The sequence below is a fragment of the Paracoccus sp. TRP genome (assembly GCF_000185925.1).
Taxonomy (GTDB): domain Bacteria; phylum Pseudomonadota; class Alphaproteobacteria; order Rhodobacterales; family Rhodobacteraceae; genus Paracoccus; species Paracoccus kondratievae.
On the sequence record NZ_AEPN01000098.1, the window covers coordinates 1 to 3256 of the forward strand.

The 3256-nt window shown below is 58.1% G+C and carries 3 protein-coding genes; all 3 read left to right on the forward strand.

Annotation, left to right across the window (positions count from 1 at the left end; all coding sequences use genetic code 11):
• The first annotated feature begins 49 nt into the window (after positions 1-49).
• From flgH to PARACOCCUSGL_RS0119880, 3 genes are read left to right on the forward strand one after another with little or no spacing between them, the layout of a single operon-like run.
• Positions 50-745, forward strand: coding sequence for a flagellar basal body L-ring protein FlgH (gene flgH, locus PARACOCCUSGL_RS0119870; protein ID WP_040602383.1), 696 nt, complete (start codon positions 50-52; stop codon positions 743-745).
• Between the two features lie 15 nt (positions 746-760).
• On the forward strand, positions 761-1267 hold the full coding sequence (locus PARACOCCUSGL_RS0119875) for a hypothetical protein (protein ID WP_029372818.1): 507 nt from the start codon (positions 761-763) through the stop codon (positions 1265-1267).
• Positions 1248-2279, forward strand: a complete 1032-nt coding sequence (locus tag PARACOCCUSGL_RS0119880; protein ID WP_138918415.1) for a glycosyltransferase — start codon at positions 1248-1250, stop codon at positions 2277-2279. The genes PARACOCCUSGL_RS0119875 and PARACOCCUSGL_RS0119880 overlap by 20 nt, the downstream gene beginning before the upstream one ends.
• Positions 2280-3256: the final 977 nt, after the last annotated feature.

Below are 3256 nucleotides of genomic sequence, written 5' to 3' on the forward strand. Positions count from 1 at the left end.
TGGCTCCGCCATTTGTCAACATGACCTAGTTGGTGCACTGACACTTGCCATGTCACTTTCGGCCTGCGCACGTGTGTCTCACCTTGGCCGCCCCCCATCTATGACCGAACCCGAAAGCAGCGTCGAATTTCAGGCCATGACCTCGTCAGGCTATGGTGTCAATGAGCTGCCCGACAGGCCGCAAAGCACGGCCTCGCTGTGGAGCAGAGCGCAAAACTCTCTGGTCGCGGACCGCCGAGCTTCGCAGCGCGGCGATATCCTGACCGTGGTGATCGAAATCGACGACCGGGCCGAGATCCAGAACAGCTCGGGCCGCAGTCGCAGTTCGTCAGACAAGGTCAGTATTCCCTCAATGATCGGGCTGCCGCAACGTATCGACGAGGCCCTGCCTGAGCGTGCCAGTATGAAAGAACTGGCCGATGCCAAGGCTGCCTCCAGCTTCAAAGGCAGCGGGAATATTTCCCGACGTGACAAACTGACTCTGCGGGTGGCAGCTACCGTTGTCGATCGCCTGCCCAACGGCGTTCTGCGTATCCAGGGCACGCAAGAGGTACGTGTGAACAACGAGATGCGTGAACTGACCGTTAGCGGTTTTGTGCGCCCATCAGATATCAGGCGCCGCAACGAGATTGCCTATGACCGTATCGCCGGTGCCCGTATCTCTTACGGCGGGCGCGGCCAGATCAGCGATGTACAGCAGCCGCGCTACGGTCAGCAGGTCGCCGATATCCTTCTGCCCTATTAAGCAGGCGGAGCGGTCGTGAAAAAACTATTGCTAATCTTGCTGCCCGTACTGGCCTTCGTTGGGGGGGCGATCAGTGGCGATATTTTGGGTGAGCCCAAGCCTGCAGATGAAACCAGAACCCAAGGCACAGCTACTGAACAGGCTGACGCCGCATCCCAAACAGGCAAAGGCGAAAGCTCGTCCACAACAAAGGACGACACCCTTGGGTGGTTCCGTTTTCCAACCCAGTTTTTTGTGCCTGTCCTGCGCAATGGTTCACCAACAGCTGTGATGATCCTGTCACTCGGCATCGAAACCCCCGCCTCTGCCCAGGCCGAGATTGAAGCGCAAGAATTGCGCCTGCGGGACAGCCTGCTCAATGCGCTGATGATCGAGGCAAATACAGGCGCTTTTGATGGCAATTTCACCTCTGAGGTCACGCTTCAAAAGTTGCGAACATCCCTGCTTGCAGCGGCGCAAAAGACTGCGGGACCGAATGTCAGACGCATTCTGATCGAGGATATTGGCCGACAAGAGCAATAACGCCCTCTGGCCCGATCCGCAGGATCCTTATAGGAAAGAGGCGATATTATCGGAGACCCAGTTGCATCCGCCGATCACTATTGCCATGGCCAGTTATAACGGGGCGCGGTTCATTCGCGCCCAGCTAGACAGTCTGGCTGCGCAAAGCATCTCAGACTGGAAGCTGATTGTTTCCGACGACGGCTCGACGGATGGAACGCGGCAGATTGTTGCGGAGTTTGCCCGCACTCGCCCCTCGGGACAAGTAGAGCTGATAGACGGTCCCCGACAAGGATCGACCCGGAACTTCCTGCACCTGACCCAACGGGTCGATGCCGGCGGGTGGCTGGCTTATGCCGATCAGGATGATGTCTGGCTGCCGGACCGGCTGGAGCGCGGCGTGGCCTTCCTGCACGGACGCATAGATGCAGCGATTTATGCCGCGCGAACAACAATCTGCGACGAGGCGCTGAACCCGCTTGCCGCGGCACCGCATTTCCCCGGACCGTTTACGTTTCGCAACGCACTGATCCAAGCCTGTTTGCCGGGCAATACGATCCTTGCCAACTCGCAGGCGATCCGGCTGTTGCAGGCGACAGTCCCGGCAGCCGAAGCAGCAGGCATCATCTCGCATGACTGGTGGGCCTATCAAATCCTGTCGGGTGCGGGCGCGAGTATCATGCGCGACCGGGCACAAGTGCTGCTTTATCGCCAGCATCGGAAAAATCTGATGGGGCGGAACGATACGGCACGAGCGAAGGCTGCACGGGCCTCAATGCTGATAAACGGAAAGTTTGCGGACTGGCTGGCACGGAACCAAAAGGCGCTGGAACCTGTCGCCTCCCGACTACTCCCCGAGAACCAGCGCTTATTAGAGCGTTTCGGAGAGATCTTGAATGCCAGCGGTCCAAATGCCTTTGCCGGAATGCTGCGGCTGCGGCTTTATCGGCAGACCCGAACGGGCACCTTGGCAGTTCTGGCAGCAGCTCTTACCGGACGCTTACGCATTCCGGACCCCAAAAATACAAGCTAAAACAATCGGCGATGCGGAGAGGGAGAGGGAAAAGGGCATGACCTGCTTTCCCAACCCACCAACGCGTGGATATCTGAAATTCGCCGCGCTGCCTTGGCGGATAAAACGGCGCGGCGCTATCTTATCCATTAGCGGCCTGTACCGACAACCGCGTCGCGGCCTGGCCCCACCTCGCCTTGAGCAAACCGCTGTCATCATAGCCGCGAATATTCTTGTCCGTTCCGGGACAGAGCACCAAGTCATCATAAGATTTGGCTTGAGTGTCATGCACCACGCGCCATCGTGAATCATGAGCAGCAGACTCCGGTGCCACATGAACGCCGCAAACCTCTGTTCATTCCACACTGAGCAATAAGCTGAGGCGGTAACCATCCGGCGATCTTTACCCAAAGTGGCAAGGCCCCAATTCCCTGTAGTTCTCGACACCGGTCGTGCTGCCGCCGATCAGATCCGGACGGCCACGTCCAGAACTCGATCACCATCATCCGCCGACTCCCTGTCGCAGCGCTCGCCCGCAGCTTGCTCAGATATCCTGGCTGCGCACAACTCAACCGAGATCCGCGCAGCTGTTTGTGACGCAGTAAGACTAAACGGTTGTACGGAAAGGGCTCCGGCAGCAGCAGGGCCAATGATTTGGCCGCGCTATTGTAAAGCCTAACCGTTCGTTCCCACAGTTTGATGGGCGATCCATTCTTTGGGATGTAAGAATGCCTTATGGGACGAGTTCGTCACGAAGGCGCCACGACTGCGCGCACCATCTGAGCAGCAATACAGCGATCAGAAGCGTCGACCACCGCGATGAACCGCGGTATTAACCCAAAGGTCGTGGCGAAATGGCGGAAATCTCACACGGTCGAGAACATGAAGACTGGGCCGAAAAACCTTGTTCGACGACTCCGAGCGAGGAGGAGGCAGAGGTCCCGGTGTCACAGGACGACTGTCTTTATGCCCTGTGAACCGCACCGGGTTTGCCGGAG